Consider the following 19,709-nt stretch of genomic DNA (forward strand, 5'->3'; position numbering starts at 1 on the left):
CCCGCCCCCGCCCCCCCCCCCCCCCCCCCCCCGCCCCCCGACAGCGGCGATACCACCAGCGCCATGCCGAGCCCCATCAATGCCATCAGCGGGAATACCCCGATCCAGAAATTGTGGATGCCCCAATAGGCCAGCAAGGCAAGTCCGGCAAAGGCAAGAGCCACAACCAGACTGCCGCTGGAGATCGGAAAGCGAGGCCCGATGCGGTCGGACCACTGGCCGACCGGTCCGGACAACACTGCGATCAATGCCGAAAGCGGCAAGAAGATGAAACCGACCTCGGCCGCGCTCAGCCCCCATCCGGCGATCATGAGCATCGGCAGATAGAACAGATTGGCCGACAGCGCAAAATAAAGGAAGAAGGTAGCCACATTGGCGCCCGCGAACGCGCCGATCCGAAACAACGACAGATCGATCATCGGCTCGCGCCGCCGGCGCTCGAAGACGATGAACACGACGAGCAAAACCGCACCGGCGGCAATACTCGGGCCGGACATCAGCCCCTCCCCGTCGCCACTGATCGAGGTCAGACCGTAAGCGAGAGCTCCGAACGCCAATATGGCGAGTGCAGCGCCGCCGAGATCGAGGCTGCGCTTTTCCACCGGCGCGTCGGCAGGGACCTTGGCCAGCAGAAGATAGACCGAGATAAGGCCGAGCGGCAGATTGATGGCGAAGATCGCCCGCCAGATGCCGTCGCCGAACGCCGACAGCACGAAGCCGCCCAGCACCGGGCCGAGCGCCGTCGTCAGTGCTGATGCTGCGGCCCAGATGCCGATCGCCCGGCCGCGTTCCTTTTTCGGATAGGCTTTGGCGATAATGGCCAGGCTGCCCGGCACCATGATGGCCGCTCCGACACCCTGGATAGCCCGAAACGCAATAAGCACCGCCGGGTTAGGCGCCAGCGCGCAGGCAAGCGAGGCGGCAATGAACAGGACGATGCCGGCGACGAAGGAGTGGCGCAGGCCGAAGCGATCGCCGGCGGCGCCGCCGACGAGAATGAGGGCTGAGAGCGTCAATGCGTAGGCATTGGAAATCCATTGTGCCTCGGCGAGGCTGGCGCCGAGGTCGACGCGGATCGCCGGCGTCGCAATGGCCAGGACCGACCCGTCGATGAAGCCGAGCGCAGAAGCCAGGATCGCGGCGATCAGCACGAACCGCCGCTGCGCCTGCGGACAGAACGTATCGGCGGGAAGTGAGCCGGTCAGGGGAACGGCGCCGGTACCGACTTTGGTTGGCGTGTGCATGCCGCCTTACCTAGATCGCCGGCGCGCCGGCGACAACCGGCCAGCAGACTGTTCTCGTTGAAACCAGGCCCAACCGGCCACACAGGCAGGATCACGCCGCTCAGGGTGCAAACGGCAAGTGCCGTGCTAAGCTTCTCGCAGCGCTACAGACAAGGGGGAAATACCGTATGAAACGGCCGCTCGAACCCTCGGCGGAAGGACGCGGGCGCGTCGTCGGCATCACCGACGGCGTGTTCGCCATCGCGCTCACCCTGATCGTTCTCGAGATCAGGGTGCCGGCGCATGAAACGGTGCATTCCGAACGCGAGTTGATCACAGCGATCACAGCACTGGCGCCGCGCTTCCTGACCTATGCGCTCAGCTTCCTGACGCTGACCATCTTCTGGTTCGGCCAGCAGGCGCAACACGGGCTGATTGCAAAATCCGACCGGCGGCTTGCCACGCTGAACCTCTGCTTCCTCGGCTTCATCGCCTTGCTGCCGTTCTCGACCGACCTTCTCGCCGACTTCCTCGAATTCAGGACTGCGGTGCTCGCCTACTGGTTCAATCTTTTGATGCTCGGACTGACGCTGCTCGCCAGTTGGCGCTACGCGGACAAAAACGGATTTCTGGCCGAAGGTGTCGACGCGGAGACCACCCGAACGGTCTATCTGCGCATCGTCAAGGCACAGATCCTGTGGGCCGTCGGCGCTGCTCTCTGCCTGATCAGCCCGTTGCTCAGCGTCGGCTTCATCCTGGTGGTGCAGCTGATCTATGCCGCAGCGCCGCGCGCGCCACTGCTGCGCAAGGTCATCGGGTGATCCGGGCGCGGGCGTTGCGCTTTAGTCGACGAACTCCACGATAACGCCGGGCGTCACGATCTTGGCAAGCTCGCGCGCGTCCCAATTGGTCAGCCGCACGCAGCCATGGCTTTCGGTCTTGCCGATCTTGGACGGATCCGGCGTGCCGTGGATGCCGTAGGTCGGCTTGTCCAGCGCAATCCAGACCGAGCCGACCGGGCCGTTCGGCCCCGGCGGGATGGTCAGGATCCTGTCGTTTTCGCCCTGCTTGAAATTGATGTTCGGGTTGTAGGTGTAGTTCGGGTCCAATGCGACACGCGACACCGCATGCGTGCCGGACGGCGACGGCGTGTCGGACGAGCCGATAGTCGCCGGATAGGCTGCGACCAGCTTGCCCGCCGCATCATAGGCGCGGACCTGCTTATTGGACTTGTCGGCGATGATGCGCGCCACCGGCGTCGCCACCAGCCTGCCGAAATTGGCGACCTTGATGATGGTGCCCGGACGATTGAAATTGGCGTCCGGATTGAGCTTGTTCAGATAGGTTTCATCCATATGGAAGCGCTCGGCCAGCGCTTCGGGTACCGACGTGTAGCCCATCCGATCGAGCTGGGCCTTTTGGCTGTAGTCCTCCGGTATCGAGGCGACATAGGGACCGGCCGCATCCTCGGGCGTGATCGTATATGAGGCGAAGGCATCGCCGCCGGATTGCGCCAGGGCCGCCTGGATGCCGATTGCGTCGGTCGATTTCAGATTGCTGCCGGTGATCTCATTATAGGCGGCGAGCGCCTTGTCGACATTCGAGCCGAAGCGTCCGTCGATGACGCCGGGCGATGCACCGGCACGGTCGAGCAGCACCTGCAGTGCCGCCACGTCCTCGCGGGCGCCGAGCGCAAGCGACGGGTCGACCGCCGTCTTGCCGCCAGTGCTTGGCGGCGGGGCTGTGTCTGGCGGTAAGGCCGCCTGCTCGTTCGGCACCGTCGGCTCGACCGGCTCGATCGAGGCCTCGTTGAGCGGCGGCTGGCGCTCGATGGTGCGCGGCTTTGCCTCCGGATAACCATTGCCGTAGCCGTCATCCCGTGGCGCTTCGGGGAAGGCTTCCACCGAATTGTCGCCATTAAGATCGTAGTCGTCGGCCGGCGGCACGATGATCCTGCCCTCGTCTTCCAACTGCCTGCGGCGGTAGCGCGCCATGTCCTGCGGGTCGTCGAGATAATAGCGGTCGTCCTCGACCGGTCCGAGATTGCGCAAGCGCTCGCGGCGCAAGGCACGGCGGTCGAGCCTGGTCTGCGGCGGCTGGATGGCGATAACCTTGCCGGTCTCCGCATCGACGATGACGCGGTTTCCCCTGGCGTCGTAATAGATGTCGAGATTGCCGTTCTGGGCGACAAGAATGCCGCCGCCATTGGCGGCACGAACCACCCGTGGCGCGGTATCCACTATTGGCGAGGCCATCGCATTCGACGCCAGCAGCCCGGCAGCAAGCGCTGAAAGGGTGAAGATGGTGCGCAACATGATGGCCAAATTCTCCGGTCCGTAATTGCCGCCGCCGGCATTGTCTCTTCAAAGCGCCGCGCGTCTTTTTCGACGCGCAAAGGACGCTCTAACGCTTTAAATCTCCGCATCGTGCTTTGCGAAAATCAAAACTCGATTTCGGGCCGATGTGGTAGGCGAACCCCTTCGCCAGCAAATCAGTTGCCAACGATAAGGTTCCAATATGAACCGGGCATGAAGATGGCGGATTTCTGACCGATTAACCGGCAGCGAGTCCCAATTCCTTGCGCGCCTGCTTCGTCAGCTTCAGCACGACAAGACGGTGGCTTTCGCGCAGGTAATCCTTCAGCGCGCCATCATCCATGCTTTCGCCGGTCTGGCGCTGGATCCATTTCATGCCGCGTGAGGCAAGATAGGGCGCGGGCCGAAGGCCCGGCTGCTCCCTCAGCACGTCATAGGCGATGTCGGAGCATTTGAAGGTAACGAACGGCTCCTTGCCCTCACTCCAGCCGCCGATCGCGAAGACCTTGCCGCCGACCTTCCAGACATGGGCGCCGCCCCACTGCACGACATGGGTCGCCGAAGGCAGCGAGGCGCAGAAGCTGTTATAGTCGTCCAGCGTCATCTGCGCCCCGCCAGTGATGTTGGACCATGAACCGAAGGCCGGCGTAACAAAAGGGTATGCCGGTTTTTCGGAAAGGATCATGGTCGAGATTGAAGATAGGAATTCCATCCCGATTCGATCGGGATGGAACAGGCTTTTGGCTTGAGCTCAGGCGGCTGCCTCGGTTGCCACGACCGCGGGCTTCGAGCGGAAGTTCAAGCGGTCGGAGCCGGCGGTGACCTTGACAGTTGAGCCGTCGAGGATCTCGCCGAGCAGGATCTTTTCCGCCAGGGGGTCCTGCAATTCCTTCTGCATCACCCGCTTCAGCGGCCGCGCGCCATAGGCCGGGTCGTAACCCTTGGCCGCCAGCCAGTCGATCGCCTCCTGATCTAGCGAAAGCGATATCTTGCGGTCAACAAGCAGGTTTTCCAGCCGCTTGAGCTGGATTTGGACGATCTGGCCCATATCCTGGCGGCGCAGCCGGTGGAACAGGATCACCTCGTCGATGCGGTTGAGGAATTCCGGCCGGAACGAAGCCCTGACGACATTCATCACCTCGTCGCGCACGACGTCGACATCCTGGTCCTCGCCGAGATTGACCAGATATTCGCCGCCGAGATTGGACGTCATGATGATCAGCGTGTTGCGGAAGTCGACCGTGCGGCCCTGCCCGTCGGTCAGCCGGCCGTCGTCGAGCACCTGCAGCAGCACGTTGAAGACATCAGGATGCGCCTTCTCGATCTCGTCGAACAACACGACCTGATAGGGCCGGCGCCGCACCGCTTCGGTCAGCGCGCCGCCTTCCTCATAGCCGACATAGCCGGGAGGCGCGCCGATCAGCCGGGCGACCGAGTGCTTCTCCATGAACTCCGACATGTCGATGCGCACCATGGCGCTCTCGTCGTCGAACAGGAAGCTGGCCAGCGCCTTGGTCAATTCGGTCTTGCCGACGCCCGTCGGCCCGAGGAACATGAACGAGCCGAGCGGCCGGTTCGGGTCCTGCAGACCCGCGCGGGCCCGGCGCACCGCTTTCGACACTGCCTGCACCGCCTCGCCTTGGCCGACGACGCGCTTGCCGACCTCGTCTTCCATGCGCAACAGCTTGTCGCGCTCGCCTTCCAGCATCTTGTCGACCGGGATCCCCGTCCAGCGCGAGACGATATGGGCGACGTGATCGGGGCCGACCACTTCTTCGACCATGCCGGCCTTGCCATCCCTGGCTTCGGCCTGCTTCAGCTGCTTTTCGAGTTCCGGGATCTTGCCGTAAGCAAGTTCGCCGGCGCGCTGGAATTCACCTTGGCGCTGGGCGATGGCAAGTTCGTTGCGCGCCTCGTCGAGCTGTTTCTTGAGGTCGGCGGCAAGCCCGAGCTTCTGCTTCTCGGCCTGCCATTTCGAGGTCAGCTCGGTCGATTCCTCCTCGAGGTTCGAGAGTTCCTTCTCGAGCCGCGCGAGCCGGTCCTTCGAGGCATCGTCCTTCTCGACCTTCAGCGCCTCGCGCTCGATCTTGAGCTGCATGATGCGGCGGTCGATCTCGTCCAGCGCCTCGGGCTTCGAATCGACCTGCATGCGGAGCCGCGACGCGGCCTCGTCGACCAGGTCGATCGCTTTGTCCGGCAGGAAGCGGTCAGCGATGTAGCGGTTGGACAGGGTTGCGGCCGCGACCAGTGCCGAATCCGAGATGCGCACCTTGTGGTGCTGCTCGTATTTCTCTTTCAGGCCGCGCAGGATCGAGACAGTGTCTTCGACCGTCGGCTCATTGACGAAGACCGGCTGGAAGCGGCGGGCAAGGGCCGCATCCTTCTCGACATGCTTGCGGTATTCGTCGAGCGTGGTTGCGCCGACACAATGCAGTTCGCCGCGGGCGAGCGCCGGCTTCAGCAGATTCGACGCGTCCATGGCGCCATCCGCCTTGCCGGCACCGACAAGCGTGTGCATCTCGTCGATGAACAGAATGATGCCGCCGGCGGCAGACGTGACTTCGGAAAGCACCGCCTTCAGCCGCTCCTCGAACTCGCCGCGGTATTTGGCGCCGGCGATCAGCGACCCCATGTCGAGGGCCATCAGCTGCTTGTCCTTGAGCGATTCCGGCACATCGCCATTGACGATGCGCAGCGCCAGCCCTTCGGCGATCGCCGTCTTGCCGACGCCGGGTTCGCCGATCAGCACTGGGTTGTTCTTGGTGCGGCGCGACAGCACCTGGATGGTGCGGCGGATTTCGTCGTCGCGGCCGATGACCGGATCGAGCTTGCCCGCGCGGGCGTCCGCCGTCAGGTCGCGCGCGTATTTCTTCAGCGCGTCGTAGCCCTGCTCGGCGCTCGCCGAATCGGCAGTGCGACCTTTGCGTACGTCGTTGATGACCTGGTTCAGCGCCTGCGGCGTGACACCCGCCTTGGACAGGATGTCGGCGGTCTTGGCCGATTTTTCCATGGCCAGCGCCTGCAATAGCCGTTCGACGGTAACGAAGCTGTCACTGGCCTTCTTGGCCAGTTCCTCGGCGGTCGAAAACACCTTTGCCAGCGGCTGCGCCAGATAGAGCTGGCCATTGCCGCCCTCGACCTTGGGCATTGCCTCCAGTGCCGTTTCGACGCCGAGCTTGACGTCACGGACATTGCCGCCGGCGCGCTCGATCAGCGACGCAGCCAGGCCCTCGTCGTCATCGACAAGGACCTTGAGGATATGCTCGGGGGTGAATTGCTGGTGATTGCGGGAAAGCGCCATGGTTTGTGCGGACTGGATAAAGCCGCGCACGCGCTCGGAATATTTTTCAAGATTCATGCCTGTCTCCTTCCGTCACCGGCCCGCTTCGCGGCACCGGATCAGATTGCGGTGACGGACCCGCCCGTTCGAGCCGGATCCTGTTCACGCAAGATATGGGACGCAAACCACGGACCCTCAAGACGCCTCGACACTGGCGAATGCATAATATTCCGAGCGCGCAAAGCAAAAACGGCGGAGATTTCTCTCCGCCGCCTGGGGTAAAGGATGCGCTAAGATCGACTGAACGTTTTTCCGATCAATTCTCGACGTCTGCGATCACAGCTTGACCGTCGGGGCCTTCAGCCGGCGCTGCATCGACATTGCCAGCGTCGGTATTGCCAGTCTCGGCATTGCTTGTCTCGGCACTGCTTGTCTCGGCACTGCCAGTCTCGGCACTGTCAGGGCCGGCGTTGTCGTTGCCGCCATTTGCCTGTTCGACATCGAGGCGCGGGCGACGCGGACGCCTGGGGCGGCGGGCCGGGCTGTTTTCGGCCGCGGCTTCGTTGAGCTCGGCCTGGGCGGCGAGACCCGCCGGCGAAAGGTTGTCGAATTGCGGTGCGGGCTCGCTCACAAAGACCGGCCCAGCGGCCGGCACGGGCTCCGCCTGCGCCGGCGTCTCGTCGCGCCGTGGCTGTTCGGCGCGCTGGCCACCCTGCTCGCCGCGCGCGCCATACTCGCCGCGCTGGCCGTTCTGGCCGTAACCGCCATTGGGGCGACGGTCGCGGTGGCGTCCGCCATTGTTGTCGCGGCCTTCACGGTTGTCGCGGCCGCCCCGATTGTCGCGGCTGTTTTCCTGGTTCAGAGCCAGCTCGGCCGGCGTGCCATCGATGACCGGCTGCGGGCCGGCACCGTGATTGGCCGCCGAACCCGACGTCTCGTTGGCATTGTTGTTGCCGGCATTGTCGAACTCGTCGCGATCCTCGTCGCCGTCATCGTCGAAATCATCGCGATTCTGCTGCGCGTTCTGGATCGGCATCTGCGCCTGAGCGGCTGCGATGATGCGGTTATAGTGCTCTGCATGCTGGAGATAGTTTTCCGCCATCACCCGGTCGCCGGAGCTTTGCGCGTCACGGGCAAGGGTTGCGTACTTCTCGGCAATCTGCTGAGCCGATCCGCGGATCTTCACGTCCGGGCCGTTGCTCTCGTAGTTGCGCGTCAGGGGATTAGGCCCCTTACGGTTGTTGTTGTTATTGTTGTTGCCGCCGCCGCCATTGTTGTTGCGACCGCGCATGCGCCTGTTTTGCTGTTGTGGCCTCATTAGACTCTCTTCACTTTGAAATTTTCGAAAAACTCTTCACGAACGGAGGCGCTCATGCGGCCAGCCGTTTCGTTCCTTCACCGGCGTTCGCCCGCATCAATTGCGTTGGCGCCACGTGCCATCCTGTTCCGGTTACTTCACTTGCCGGACGATTCCCGCACGAAGCTTGGGCGTCGTTTGCGCAAGAAGGCAGCTATTTCCAAGGAAAACCGAATCGCTAAGAGCACTGCCTGCTTCGTCTCATCCGGTTAAGGCGACCCTAGCCGCATTCCCCGGTATTGCCAAGCGCTTTTTTCGCACTGCATCACGGCTTTCACCGTTCGAACACAAGAACTCTGTCGTTTCCGCCGAGATCACGAAACACCCCGACCGAACGGTACCCGGCCGCGGAGAATATCTCCGTAACCTGTTGGTGCTGCGTATGGCCGATCTCGACCGCAATCCTGCCTTGGACTTCCAAATACGCTGCCGCTCCCGCGGCGATCTTCCTGTAGGGGCTCAGACCGTCCACACCGCCATCGAGGGCCTGGCGTGGATCGAAACCGCGGACCTCGTCCTGCAGATTTCCAATGTCGTCTGAGGGTATATAGGGAGGGTTTGCGACAATTACATGGTACCGGCCAGAAACTTTTTCAAACCAGTCGGATTTGAGCGGCGTGAACCGGCCGGCGAGCCCCAATTCCCCGGCATTACGCATGGCTGTGGCCAGCGCCTCCTGCGAAATGTCAACGCCGGTGGCGGTCGCGGCCGGAACGGCGCTGAGCAGCGCCAGCGCGATGGCACCGGTACCGGTCCCTAGATCGAGGATGCGGCAGCAGCCCTCGCGTGCCGCCACTGCCTTGACGAAGGGCAGTATAGCCTCGACCAGCGTTTCGGTATCCGGCCGCGGCTCCAGCGTTTGCGGCGAAAGCGAAAGGCGCAAGCCGTAGAATTCGCGGTAGCCAAGGATTCGGTGTACCGGCTCGCCAGCGATGCGCCGCCGCAAGGCGGCTTCGATTACCGCCGTCACGTCCGTATCGACAGCGCGCCCGGGATCGGCGATGGCCTGCGTGCGACTGGTGCCGGAAAAATGCTCGACGATCAGCCTGGCATCGAGCGCCGGATCCGCGATCCCGGCTGCGGTGAGCCGGTTTCGCGCTTCCCGCAGCAGCGGCGCCAGCGTGGCGGGCAGGCTGTCAGCCATCGATGCCGATATCGGCGAGCAGCTTCGACTGGTGATCGGCGATCAGCGCGTCGATGATCTCGTCGAGTTCGCCCATCATCACCCGGTCGAGCTTATAGAGCGTCAGGTTGATACGATGATCGGTGACGCGACCCTGCGGAAAATTATAGGTGCGGATGCGTTCCGAGCGGTCGCCCGAGCCGACCTGCGACTTGCGCGATTCGGAACGTTCCTCGTCCGCCTTGCTGCGCTCGAGGTCGTAGAGCCTGGCGCGCAGGATCTGCATGGCCTTCGCCCGGTTCTGGTGCTGCGACTTTTCCGCCTGCACCACCATGATGCCGGTCGGAAGATGGGTGATGCGCACGGCCGAATCGGTGGTGTTGACGTGCTGGCCGCCGGAACCCGAGGCGCGCATCGTGTCGATGCGGATGTCTTCGGCCCTGATGTCGATGTCGACTTCTTCGGCTTCCGGCAGCACCGCGACCGTCGCCGCCGAGGTATGAATGCGTCCGCCCGCCTCGGTCGTCGGCACGCGCTGCACCCGGTGCACGCCGGATTCGAACTTCAGATGGGCAAAGACGCCCTTGCCCGAAACGGTGGCGATGATTTCCTTGTAGCCGCCGACCTCACCCTCGCTGGCCGACACCGTCTCGAAACGCCAGCCATGCGCCGCGGCATAGCGCTCGTACATGCGAAACAGGTCGCCGGCGAAAAGCGCCGCCTCGTCGCCGCCGGTGCCGGCGCGGATCTCGAGGATGGCGTTCTTGTCGTCGGCGGCATCCTTGGGCAACAGCAGTATCTGGATGTCCTTCTGCAGCGCCTCGATGCGATGCTTGACCTCCGGCAGGTCGGCCTCGGCCAAGGCGCGCATCTCGGCGTCGGTGCCCTTGTCGGCGAGCATCGCCTCCAGATCGCCCTGTTCGTGCTCCGCGGCGCGCAGTGCCCTGATCTTTGCCACCATCTCCTGGATATCGGCATATTCGGAGGCCATCCTGACATAGGCGTCCGGCGCTGGCCCGGCCGACATCTGCGCTTCGAGCATGTCGAAACGCTTGACGACTTGATCCATACGGTCGCGGGGCAGGTTGATCATGGCGAAGTCTATAGCGGTATAGAGCGGTCGTCGGCAAAGGCTTGCAGCAGCGCCCGCATCGGCAGGCCATGCGCCGGCGCCATCAGATTATCGTCGAAGAACGCTTCCAGTTCGCTGAGCGGCAGTTCCGTCAGCATCGCCTTGACCGGGCCGATCGATGCCGGAGACATCGAGATCGAGCGATAGCCAAGGCCGATCAGCGCCATCGCCGAGATCGGCTTGCCGGCAAGTTCGCCGCACAAGGTCACCGGCGTCTGGTTGCGCGCCCCGGCGTCGGCAATCTGCTTCAGGACGCGCAGGAACGGCGTCGAGAGCGGGTCGAAGCGGTCGGACAATTGGGTGTTGCCGCGATCCACCGCCATGACGAACTGGAACAGGTCGTTCGAGCCGACCGAGACGAAATCGACCGCCTTCATCAGTTCGTCGAGCTGGAACAGCAACGACGGCACCTCCAGCATCGCCCCAAGCTTCAGGCTGGTCGGCAAATGATGGGCAAAGCGCGACAGATGCCGCACCTCGCGATCGATGATCTCGCGCGCCTGCGCGATCTCGCCGAGTTCCGTCACCATTGGCAGCATCAGCTTCAGTTCGCGCCCGCCGCACGCCTTGAGCAGCGCGCGGATCTGGGTGCGCAGCAATCCAGGCCGGTCGAGCGTCAGGCGGATGGCCCGCCAGCCGAGCGCCGGATTTTCCTCCTGGATCGAGCCCTTGAAATAGGGCAGCACCTTGTCGCCGCCGATATCGATGGTGCGGAACGTCACCGGCTTGTCGCGCGCCGCCTCGAGCACGTCACGATAGAGCCGCTCTTGGGCTTCGGCGCGCGGAAAGGTCGAAGCGACCATGAATTGCAGCTCTGTGCGGAACAGGCCGATGCCGGCCGCACCCGCTTCGGCCAGTTGCGGCAGATCGACCGCCAGCCCGGCATTCATCAGAAGATCGACCTGGACCCCGTCCTTGGTCACCGACGGCTTCTTGCGCAGTTCGCGGTAGACCTCCTGCCGCCGCGCCCTGAAGCGCACTTTCTCGGCATAGGCCGCCTCGAGGTCGGGCTGCGGGCGCAGATGGATAGCGCCTTCCTCGCCGTCAACGATGATGGCATCGCCGTTTTCCGCCATGGAAACGGCGCCCTTCATCTGGCCGGCGACCGGTATGCCCATGGCCCGCGCCACAATGACGACATGGCTGGTCGCGGCGCCGTCCTCCAGCACCAGCCCGCGCAGCTTGTCCCTGGGATAATCGAGCAGCTCCGCAGCACCCATCGAGCGGGCGACGATGATGGCGTCCTTGGGCAGCGAGGCCGCGACGTCCTCCGGTCCGCGCCCCATCAGCTGCCGCAGCAGCCGATTGGCGAGATCGTCGAAATCGCTCATCCGTTCGCGCAGATACGGATCGGTCATGTGCAGCATGCGGGCACGCATGTCGCTCTGCACCTTTTCGACCGCCGCTTCGGCCGTCAGGCCGTTGCGGATCGCCTCCTCGAGCCGGCGCACCCAGCCGCGATCGTTGGCGAACATGCGATAGGCTTCGAGCACCTGGCGATGCTCGCCCTCGAAGGCGACGTCGCGGCGCTCCAGCATGTCGTCGATGGAGAGCCTGAGCGAGCCGAGCGACGCGTCGAGCCGCCTGACCTCTTCCTCGCTGTCCTCGTTGAAAAGATTGGTGACGACGATGCGCGGCTCGTGCAGCACCACATGGCCGAGACCGACGCCTTCGTTGAAGGACAGGCCGGTAAAGCTTACCGGGCGGCGCAGATCGAGCTCGAGGCCGGGCCTTGTCAGCCGCTCCAGATCGCCGGTGGCGATCATCTCGGCGATCACCATCGCCGTTGTTTCCAGCGCCTCGACCTCGTCGTCGCGATAATGGCGCATGGTCTTGTTCTGCACGACCAGGACGCCGAGTGTCCGCCCTGCCCGCAGCACCGGCACGCCGAGGAAGGAATTGTATATCTCTTCCCCTGTCTCCGGCAGGTAGGCGAAGGCAGGATGCTCCTGCGCATTGGAGAGGTTGAGCGGCCGCGCCGAGGCCGCGATCGTGCCGACCAGACCTTGGCCCAGCCTGAGCTGCGCCAGGTGGACGGCGTTCGGGTTCAGGCCTTCGGTGGCGTAGAGTTCGAGCACCGAATCGGCGCGCAGCACATAGAGCGAGCAGACCTCGGCAACCATGTTGGAGGCGATGTCGCGCACGATTCGGTCAAGCCGCTCCTGCGGCTCCAGCGGCTCTTGCATGAGCTCGCGGAGCCGTTTCAGCAAAACGCGCGGGCCACTGGCCGAATCACGCATCGCGGCTTCTTCCTCCAATAGCATTTCAACCGGTGCAGGTTGCCCTGCACAGCGGCACAAACGCAACAACTCAATTAGAGCGCCATCGTCCAATTGGACGCATAAAGACCGCTCCAAGATTTTCGATCCGCTGCATCCTGCCTTCCGAAAATCGATTCCGATTTTCGGGCCGTTGCAGTCCGCTACTGCTTATCCAGACCGTACACGGAATGCAAAGTGCGAACTGCTAGTTCCGTATAGGGACCGTCGATCAGGATCGAAATCTTGATTTCGGACGTCGTGATGGCGCGGATGTTAATCGCGCGGTCGGCAAGCGCCTTGAAGGCGGTAGCGGCGACGCCGGCATGGCTGCGCATGCCGATGCCGATGACCGAGACCTTCGACATGCCGGCTTCCGACTGCACCACGTCGTAGCCGATCGTCGCCTTCAGCCGCTCGAGCACGGCGAGCGCCTTGTCGACGTCGCCGGATGGCACGGTGAAGGTCATGTCAGTGAACTTGCCGTCCTCAGAGATATTCTGGACGATCATGTCGACATTGATGTTGGCCTCGGCCAGCGGCCCGAAAATGCCGGCGGCGACGCCCGGCCGATCGCCGACGCGGCGCAACGAAATCTGCGCCTCGTCCTTGGCGTAGGCAATTCCGGTGACGACCTGCTGTTCCACGATCTCTTCCTCGTCGCAAATAAGCGTTCCCGGCGGATTAAGCAAATCCCCCATTCCTGGTGCGTCGGGATCGTCGAAGGACGACCGCACGAAAGTACGCACCCTGTGCACCATGGCAAGCTCGACCGAGCGCACCTGCAGGACCTTGGCGCCGAGCGAGGCCATTTCGAGCATTTCCTCGAACGAAATCTTGGCCAGCCGCCGCGCCTTCGGCTCGATGCGCGGATCGGTCGTGTAGACCCCGTCGACATCGGTGTAGATATCGCAGCGGTCGGCCTTGACCGCTGCCGCGATGGCGACAGCGCTGGTATCGGAACCGCCGCGGCCGAGCGTTGCGATCCGGTTGTCCGGCCCGATGCCTTGGAAACCGGCGACCACCGCCACCTGGCCTTCGCCGAAGCGCTTGATCAGGAATCCGCCGTCGATATCGAGAATGCGCGCCGCGCCATGCGCGTTGTCGGTCTTGATCGGGATCTGCCAGCCTTGCCAGGAGCGGGCATGCACGCCGATATTCTGCAGCGCGATCGCCAGCAAGCCGGCAGTGACCTGCTCGCCGGACGCGACCACGGCGTCATATTCACGCGCATCGTGCATCGGCGAGGCCTCGCGCGTCCATTGCACGAGCTCGTTGGTCTTGCCGGACATCGCCGAGACCACGACGGCGACCTCATGGCCGGCGTCGACCTCGCGTTTGACATGACGCGCCACATTGCGGATGCGGGCGATGTCGGCGACGGAGGTTCCGCCGAATTTCATCACGATGCGCGCCATAGAAGCGAAATGCCTTTGACTGGATGCCGGACCGGAGGCCGAAAAGCGGAAAAATGCGCCAAGCTGTGGCCGGGCGCTCAATGCGCGGCCTCCTTAGCCAAATGATAGCGGTTTCGCAAGGCGGTGAGGATTCCGTCGCCTTGCCCCGTCCATCAACCAGATTTCAAGCCACGCTCTTGGTGAGTTTTGGCTTTTGCTGCTCGACACGGGCGAGACCCGCTCCGGCGATGACGCGGTCACGGCCCTCAGCCTTTGCCTGATACAAAGCGCGATCCGCGGCATTGACGATCTCCGCCCATGAGGCGCCGAGCTCCGGGAAGGCGGCGACCCCGAACGACGCGGTGATGGTGCCGAGCGTGCGGCCGCGATGCGTGACATGCAGCTGCTTGATCGCCTTTCGCAGAGCTTCGGCGCGATCGGCGCCATCGGCCAGTGACGTTCCGGGCATCATCAAGGCAAATTCCTCGCCGCCGTAGCGCGAAACCACGTCGCTTTCCCTGACATGGTCGACCAGCGTGGCGGCCACCTGCTTGAGGACGAGATCCCCAGCTTCATGGCCGAACGTATCGTTGAACTGCTTGAAATGATCGACGTCGAGCATGATCAACGTCAGCGGCTGCTCGGCACGTTCCAGGCGCCTGAGCTCGCGGCTGCTGGTCTCCTCAAGGTAGCGGCGATTGTAGAGCCCGGTGTTGGGATCCCGGATCGACTGCTGCCGCAACGTCTCGCGCAGGCGCAGATTGGCAAGCGCCAACGCCAGCGTATCGACGACGCCACGCAGTATCTGCTGCCGTTCGGCAAGCCACTCCGGCTTGTCAACGGCATTCGGCTCGCACAGATGCAGGATGCCAAGTGTCTCTCCCTGCGCTGCTAGAGGCATACAGACATAACCGCGGCCGCCATTTTCGGTGATGTGGTTGCAGCGCGGCGTCAGCATGCCTGGACCGGCGACGTGCTCCTGGCCGCGCCGCAGCGCCCAACAATCTTCCGGTCCGAACTGGCCGACGCTCGACCGGATGGTGCCCCAATGCGCCATCTCCTCCACCAGGTTGCGCGACGCACTGGTCAGATGAACGGTTCCGCTCAATCCGCCGAAGAAATCAGGCATGGCGGAGCCGACGACGGAAAATGCCTCGTGAAAAGTGACGCAGGCCTGAAGCAGTTCGCCGAGCTTGACCAGGCGGGTCGTGGCCTCCGATGTCTCTTTCAGTTCACGATTGAGCCTCGCCAGTTCTTCGGCACGATCGTGCACCGCCCGCTCGGCACTGCGCAGGTCGCTGATGTCGCTGAGCGTCAGCACGATGCCGCCATCGGCGCGGTTGAGCGGATTGCAGCTGACGACCACGGGCAAGGAGGTCCCATCCGGCTTTGCCAGCCTCACCTCATTCTGGTGGCGGCGGCCGGTGGTCATGGCCAGTTCGACCGGAGATGTTCCCGACGCGGGCTTGTCTCCCGACGGCCCCCTGATATCCAGGGCCGACTGCCAGTCCTGCCCCACGACCTTGTCGCTGCGCCGCCCGATGATCTCGGCTGCCGCCGGATTGACGGACACGACCTGACCCTTGCCGTCGATGACGGCGATGCCTTCGGCAACGGTCTGGACGATGTCTTCGATGTAGGCCTTCTGATCGACAAGTTGAGCGCGCGAGGCTTCGATTTCGGAGGCCATAGTGTCGAACCCTTGCGCCAACTGTCCGAACTCGTCATCGGAGGTGCGGCCGATACGGGCCCCGGCGTCGCCGCGCGCCAGCGATTCGATGCCGCGGTTGAGACCAGCAAGGCCTTTACTGAAGCCTCGCAACAACAGGAAGGCGGAGGCCGCCGCGATCAGCACGGCTGCCGCGGTACACAGGCCCACAAGCCACAGCATATCGTTCGTGCGCTGCTGCGCGGCACGCAGCAGCGGCGTATACTCGAACAGGACGGCGCCGACGATCTTGCCGGGTGCATCCTCGATCGGCACCGCAACCAGGTCAATCGGATCGGCCACGTCGGCACTGGCCTCGACGAAGTTGCGCGGCACGCCGTCGTCAATCGTCCGGGCGATTTCATTGCCGGGATCGTAGTCGAACGTCGTGCCGATATTTTGCTCTTCTCCCGGAACGTCGGCGAAAATAACCTTGTTTTTGTCTACGATGACGAGATCGCGTTTCGAGCGGCCGTGCTGCAAAGTCACGAATTCGCGGAGCCCATCGGGTCTCTCGAATAATGAACGCGGCGCGTCCGACGCCCTGAAGGCAATAGTTTCGGCCAGCTGCCGTGCGACGCTTGTCGCCTCGGCCAGCGCCACGGATTTGGTCAGCGATATCTGCGAGACGATCGCAACGCCGCCGACCAGGCCGATCAAGGCCACGGCGCTGAACAATGTCGCGACTATCTGGGTTCTTATGCGCACCGGGCTGCCCCTACTCGGACAGCAATCTAAATGCCAAACACTGACCCAACGTTAAGAAACCGCCAATATCGTAAATTTGCCGTTAAGCCACACCGGCCAGCTGCACTCCCAACGCGGGCGGTTCAGCCCGTCCGCACGATGGCCTGCCACAGGCGCGGATAGTCGAGGACGAAACCGAGCGGCGAGACCTCCAGTGTCTCGTGGTAGCCGAACATCGGGGCGGCATAGGCGTAATGTGCAGCATCGACGCGCTGATAGGTTTGCTCGAGGCGAACGAGCCTGAGTTCGGGAAATGTCAGATAGGCTGCCGGCGCGGGCGTCGCCATACCGACATCGAGGGCAAAGCGGCGAAGCGCCAAAAGGTTTGTGGCGGGCGTGAAGCCGAGATCGACATCGATGAGACCGTCGACTTCCGCTTGATGCTCGCCGTTCAGCGTCCATTGGCGCTCGGTCAGCCGGTCGATCCTGTAATGCAGCTGTTGCGTGCCGAAAAAGCCGTCGGCGCGCGCCGATCGTGTATGCCAATCGGCGTCGCAGTCCGCCTCGTAGGCGATGCTGCACGGCTCGCCGTCCTGGACGAAAAGCGCGTGTCCCCTGAGGTTCCACCCGGAACTCGCTTCCGACAGAAGGCAAGCGTCGTGGCCTTCCTGGTCAAGCCGGCGCCAAAGAATGGAAGCAACCGCTCGCATCATTGCGCACTCCTCCGAACCCGATGTCTCTGCTTCGTCCGCCAAAGCCTAGGCGTTTCCTTCCGGCACACCATCAACTGACACGTGCTGACACAAATGCAGCCGGCAAAAGGCGGCGCCGGAAGGCATCGCGCGCATCGCACCGCCGGCGGTGAATTTCGCGCCTTGACATTCGCAGCCTCGCGCCCGACTTCCTAGCGTCCGAGGAGACCACGCCATGCCTGAGCCCCGACGATCGACGATCGATGCCGGAGAGGTGGAACGCTTTTCCGCCCTTGCCGCCGAATGGTGGAACCCGAACGGCAAGTTCCGCCCGTTGCACAAGTTCAACCCGATCCGGCTTGCCTATATCCGCGACCAGGTGGCGGCCCGCTTCGGCCGCGATCCGCGTGCGGCACGGCCGTTCGAAGGCCTGCGCTTCCTTGACATCGGCTGCGGCGGCGGGCTCTTGTGCGAGCCGATGGCGCGGCTTGGCGCCGAAGTGGTCGGCGCCGATGCCTCCGCCACCAACATCGAAGTGGCCAAGCTGCATGCGGCGGAAGTCGGCGTGAGCGTGGATTATCGCGCCACGACCGCGGAAGACCTTGCCGATGCCGGCGAAAAATTCGACGTCATCCTCAACATGGAAGTGGTCGAGCATGTCGCCGATGTCGATCTGTTCCTGGCCAAATGCGGCGAGATGGTAAAGCCCGGCGGCATCATGTTCGTCGCCACCATCAACCGCACGCTGAAGGCCCTGGGGCTGGCCATCATCGGCGCCGAATATGTGCTGCGTTGGCTGCCACGCGGCACCCACCAGTTCGGCAAGCTGGTGCGCCCCGAGGAACTGGAAAAGGCGCTTGCCGGCGCCGGCCTGACCGTCATCGACCGCACCGGCGTCACCTACAACCCGCTCGCCGACCGCTGGCAGCGCTCGAAGGACATGGACGTCAACTACATGGTGCTGGCGGAGAAGGCATCCGTCTGAAGCTTACGCCTTCTGGCCTCTATGGCCTCTGGCTTTGCGCTTTGGTGGTGATGAACACGCCGGCGGTGATGATGACGGCACCGGCCCAGGTCAGCAGTTGATAGCGCTCGCCGAGGAAGAGGGTCCCGGCAAACAGCCCGACCGCCGCCGCGACATAGCCGATCTGGCTGAGATAGACCGGGCCGCCGACCGCTTGCAGGCGGAAGAAGAAGGCAAACATCGCCGAGGCTGATGCCACCTGTGCCGCAGCGACCAGCGGCACGCCGCCGAGCGAGCCGAATGCATTGCCGCCAAGCAGGACCAGAATGCCGGCAACCAGCATCAAGGCTGCTGCCAGATGGCTGCCGACGGCGAGCTCGATCGGGCCGGTGCCTTCGGGCCAGTCGACGGTGCGGTAAATGTTGCCGGCGGCGAGGCTGACCGGGATGAGCAGGCCCATCGCAACCCAGAAAAATTCGGCCGGCTGGCCCGCTTCGCCGCGCGTCACCGCCACCATGACTGCGCCGACGAAACCGACGACTATGCCGACGATGCCCAGCATGGTCGGGCGCCTGACGCCGAGCAGCATCGAGAACACCAGCGTGACGACCGGCGACAGCGTGAACATGATGCCGCTGTAGCCGGCGCCCAGATGCGGAATGGCTGAAAACATCAGCAGATTGGGGATTGCATATGAGACGGCCGCGGTGACGAAGAAATAGCGCAGCCTGTGCGGCGTAAGCCGCATGCGCTTCCCGTTGAGCAGCAATGCGCACAAAAGCACGCCGCCGGCACCAAGCGAGATGACGAAGGCCCAGACCATGGCGGCCACGCCGGCCGCCGTCGCGATCTTGCCGAACGGCAGCGTCAGGCCGAGCAGTCCACCGGTGACGACCAGAAGGCCAAGCGCCGAGTCCCAGAGAAATTTCATCGCACCGTCCCGTCGCCCGTTCGCGGCACTTGGCCAATATCGCAAGCTGAGGTAAGATAAGGTAAAGATTCTTCACGTCAAGATACATAACGGTGAGAGACATGGATCGCGCAGCAAAAGCGATCGGGCAATGGAAAAAGGAACGGCCGGATCTCGATGTCTCGCCGATGGCCGTGCTCGGACGGTTGAACGAGGCCGCCTCGCTGATCGCACGAGAGCGGCTGGCGCCGCTGTTTGCAAGTTACGGGCTGCAATCCGGAGAATTCGATGTGCTGGCGACGCTGCGTCGTTCCGGGCCGCCATACGCGCTGACGCCGACGGCTCTCTACGAGGCGACGATGGTAACGTCGGGCGCGATGACCAATCGCCTCGATCGGCTCGAGAAATCCGGTCTGATCAAGCGCGGGCCGCACCCCGACGATCGCCGCGGCATTGTCGTGCAACTGACTAAAAAGGGTCTGGCGTTGATTGACGAGGCGGTTACCGCTCACGTCGCCAACGAGCACCAGATACTTTCTGGGTTAGCACGCCCGGAGCAGATCATGCTCGCACGCCTGCTCGAAAAATTGATAGCGAGCCTGAACTAACCCAAACGGCAACCACTGGGACTCTGCGATCATTGATTGGGAGTCGTAACTGCCA

General features: G+C 63.5%; 15 protein-coding genes. 3 read left to right on the plus strand and 12 right to left on the minus strand.

All coding sequences use genetic code 11. From position 1 onward, the window contains the following. A partial coding sequence (locus tag NKH04_RS25645; RefSeq protein ID WP_353045167.1) for an MFS transporter occupies positions 1-1,244 on the minus strand: 1,244 nt, incomplete at its 3' end. Between the two features lie 167 nt (positions 1,245-1,411). On the opposite strand from NKH04_RS25645, the gene NKH04_RS25650 reads away from it, so the two are divergent. After that, positions 1,412-2,044: a TMEM175 family protein gene (locus NKH04_RS25650; protein ID WP_352471308.1), complete on the plus strand. Its 633-nt coding sequence runs from the start codon at positions 1,412-1,414 to the stop codon at positions 2,042-2,044. A gap of 21 nt (positions 2,045-2,065) precedes the next feature. Here the strand turns inward: NKH04_RS25650 and NKH04_RS25655 are convergent, their stop codons facing one another. From NKH04_RS25655 to NKH04_RS25700, 10 genes are all read right to left on the minus strand, one after another. After that, positions 2,066-3,538 carry a L,D-transpeptidase family protein gene (locus NKH04_RS25655; RefSeq protein WP_352471309.1) on the minus strand — a complete coding sequence of 491 codons (1,473 nt, stop codon included), beginning with the start codon at positions 3,536-3,538 and terminating at the stop codon, positions 2,066-2,068. 238 nt (positions 3,539-3,776) lie between these two features. Continuing rightward, a complete protein-coding gene (locus NKH04_RS25660) occupies positions 3,777-4,142 on the minus strand; it encodes an MmcQ/YjbR family DNA-binding protein (protein ID WP_352456638.1) in 366 nt (121 codons plus the stop codon). A gap of 147 nt (positions 4,143-4,289) precedes the next feature. Further along, positions 4,290-6,896, minus strand: a complete 2,607-nt coding sequence (gene clpB / locus NKH04_RS25665) for an ATP-dependent chaperone ClpB (protein ID WP_352471310.1) — start codon at positions 6,894-6,896, stop codon at positions 4,290-4,292. 238 nt (positions 6,897-7,134) lie between these two features. Beyond that, positions 7,135-8,109, minus strand: a complete 975-nt coding sequence (locus tag NKH04_RS25670) for a DUF4167 domain-containing protein (protein ID WP_352922418.1) — start codon at positions 8,107-8,109, stop codon at positions 7,135-7,137. A gap of 340 nt (positions 8,110-8,449) precedes the next feature. Further along, on the minus strand, positions 8,450-9,319 hold the full coding sequence (gene prmC / locus NKH04_RS25675; RefSeq protein ID WP_352471313.1) for a peptide chain release factor N(5)-glutamine methyltransferase: 870 nt from the start codon (positions 9,317-9,319) through the stop codon (positions 8,450-8,452). Next, positions 9,312-10,391, minus strand: a complete 1,080-nt coding sequence (gene prfA, locus NKH04_RS25680) for a peptide chain release factor 1 (RefSeq protein WP_352471314.1) — start codon at positions 10,389-10,391, stop codon at positions 9,312-9,314. The genes prmC and prfA overlap by 8 nt, the downstream gene beginning before the upstream one ends. Before the next feature lie 8 nt (positions 10,392-10,399). Then, the gene (ptsP, locus tag NKH04_RS25685; protein ID WP_352471315.1) at positions 10,400-12,670 is read right to left on the minus strand and encodes a phosphoenolpyruvate--protein phosphotransferase; all 2,271 of its coding nucleotides are present in this window, start codon (positions 12,668-12,670) and stop codon (positions 10,400-10,402) included. 182 nt (positions 12,671-12,852) lie between these two features. Continuing rightward, the gene (locus tag NKH04_RS25690; protein WP_352471486.1) at positions 12,853-14,106 is read right to left on the minus strand and encodes an aspartate kinase; all 1,254 of its coding nucleotides are present in this window, start codon (positions 14,104-14,106) and stop codon (positions 12,853-12,855) included. A gap of 163 nt (positions 14,107-14,269) precedes the next feature. Further along, positions 14,270-16,501, minus strand: coding sequence for a sensor domain-containing diguanylate cyclase (locus NKH04_RS25695; protein WP_352471316.1), 2,232 nt, complete (start codon positions 16,499-16,501; stop codon positions 14,270-14,272). Between the two features lie 122 nt (positions 16,502-16,623). After that, positions 16,624-17,193 carry a putative glycolipid-binding domain-containing protein gene (locus NKH04_RS25700; protein WP_352542483.1) on the minus strand — a complete coding sequence of 190 codons (570 nt, stop codon included), beginning with the start codon at positions 17,191-17,193 and terminating at the stop codon, positions 16,624-16,626. A 214-nt stretch (positions 17,194-17,407) separates the two neighbouring features. Here NKH04_RS25700 and ubiG point away from each other — a divergent pair, with 214 nt between their 5' ends. Next, entirely contained in the window at positions 17,408-18,157 is a 750-nt protein-coding gene (gene ubiG, locus NKH04_RS25705; protein WP_254816707.1) for a bifunctional 2-polyprenyl-6-hydroxyphenol methylase/3-demethylubiquinol 3-O-methyltransferase UbiG, read from the plus strand. 19 nt (positions 18,158-18,176) lie between these two features. On the opposite strand, the gene NKH04_RS25710 is transcribed toward ubiG, so the two are convergent. Further along, positions 18,177-19,067 (minus strand): DMT family transporter, encoded by an 891-nt coding sequence (locus NKH04_RS25710; RefSeq protein ID WP_352471318.1) that lies wholly within the window; start codon positions 19,065-19,067, stop codon positions 18,177-18,179. Between the two features lie 101 nt (positions 19,068-19,168). Between NKH04_RS25710 and NKH04_RS25715 the strand changes: the two genes are divergently transcribed. Next, positions 19,169-19,654, plus strand: a complete 486-nt coding sequence (locus NKH04_RS25715; protein ID WP_352471319.1) for a MarR family winged helix-turn-helix transcriptional regulator — start codon at positions 19,169-19,171, stop codon at positions 19,652-19,654. Positions 19,655-19,709: the final 55 nt, after the last annotated feature.

It is taken from the genome of Mesorhizobium sp. M1365, assembly GCF_040317865.1.
Lineage (GTDB): Bacteria > Pseudomonadota > Alphaproteobacteria > Rhizobiales > Rhizobiaceae > Mesorhizobium.

Coding starts and splice junctions, on each gene's coding strand:
- NKH04_RS25650 (WP_352471308.1), top strand. CDS start 1,412: ATGAAACGGCCGCTCGAACCCTCGGCGGAAGGACGCGGGCGCGTCGTC.
- NKH04_RS25655 (WP_352471309.1), bottom strand. CDS start 3,538: ATGTTGCGCACCATCTTCACCCTTTCAGCGCTTGCTGCCGGGCTGCTG.
- NKH04_RS25660 (WP_352456638.1), bottom strand. CDS start 4,142: ATGACGCTGGACGACTATAACAGCTTCTGCGCCTCGCTGCCTTCGGCG.
- clpB (WP_352471310.1), bottom strand. CDS start 6,896: ATGAATCTTGAAAAATATTCCGAGCGCGTGCGCGGCTTTATCCAGTCC.
- NKH04_RS25670 (WP_352922418.1), bottom strand. CDS start 8,109: ATGCGCGGTCGCAACAACAATGGCGGCGGCGGCAACAACAATAACAAC.
- prmC (WP_352471313.1), bottom strand. CDS start 9,319: ATGGCTGACAGCCTGCCCGCCACGCTGGCGCCGCTGCTGCGGGAAGCG.
- prfA (WP_352471314.1), bottom strand. CDS start 10,391: ATGATCAACCTGCCCCGCGACCGTATGGATCAAGTCGTCAAGCGTTTC.
- ptsP (WP_352471315.1), bottom strand. CDS start 12,670: ATGCGTGATTCGGCCAGTGGCCCGCGCGTTTTGCTGAAACGGCTCCGC.
- NKH04_RS25690 (WP_352471486.1), bottom strand. CDS start 14,106: ATGGCGCGCATCGTGATGAAATTCGGCGGAACCTCCGTCGCCGACATC.
- NKH04_RS25700 (WP_352542483.1), bottom strand. CDS start 17,193: ATGATGCGAGCGGTTGCTTCCATTCTTTGGCGCCGGCTTGACCAGGAA.
- ubiG (WP_254816707.1), top strand. CDS start 17,408: ATGCCTGAGCCCCGACGATCGACGATCGATGCCGGAGAGGTGGAACGC.
- NKH04_RS25710 (WP_352471318.1), bottom strand. CDS start 19,067: ATGAAATTTCTCTGGGACTCGGCGCTTGGCCTTCTGGTCGTCACCGGT.
- NKH04_RS25715 (WP_352471319.1), top strand. CDS start 19,169: ATGGATCGCGCAGCAAAAGCGATCGGGCAATGGAAAAAGGAACGGCCG.